The sequence below is a fragment of the Vibrio sp. 10N.286.46.A8 genome (assembly GCF_041470165.1).
Taxonomy (GTDB): domain Bacteria; phylum Pseudomonadota; class Gammaproteobacteria; order Enterobacterales; family Vibrionaceae; genus Vibrio; species Vibrio tasmaniensis_A.
The window spans coordinates 1-457 of the sequence record NZ_JBFRLX010000363.1; the positions used below are offsets into that span (position 1 = coordinate 1).

Annotated in this window: 1 protein-coding gene; it reads left to right on the forward strand. The window is 46.8% G+C overall.

Annotation, left to right across the window (positions count from 1 at the left end; all coding sequences use genetic code 11):
* Positions 1-457, forward strand: a 457-nt coding sequence (locus AB4232_RS22455) for an AMP-binding protein (RefSeq protein WP_372088068.1), incomplete at both ends; no start/stop codon positions are given.

The following is a 457-nucleotide window of genomic DNA, read 5'->3' on the forward strand; positions in this document are numbered from 1 at the left end:
GAACATCCCGAGTCGTTTTGGCAGAACGTTTGGCAGTTTTGTGGAATGGTGGGCTCGCAAGACAGTATTGATAACGCACAAAGAGAGCTCATCAAAACTCAAGGCGAGAGCCGTTGGCAACAGTCAAAATCGAATCGCGATGCGGTGTGGTTTCCGAATGCTCAAGTTAACTACGCCGAAAACTTGCTGCACTCATCAAAAACGTTACCAAACGAGCTTGCGATTTGGTTTGAGAATGAGCGTGGCGAGCATCAAAGCTACACATGGCAAAACTTGTGTAAGGAAGTATCTAACGTTCAACAATGGCTTGTCGATATAGGTGTTCAACAAGGTGATGTAGTTGCTGCTTATACCCCTTATCTTCCTCAAACCGTGATTGCGATGTTGGCAACTACTAGCTTGGGTGCGATTTGGACATCGACTTCGCCTGATTTTGGCGTCGAGAGCGTGATTGAGC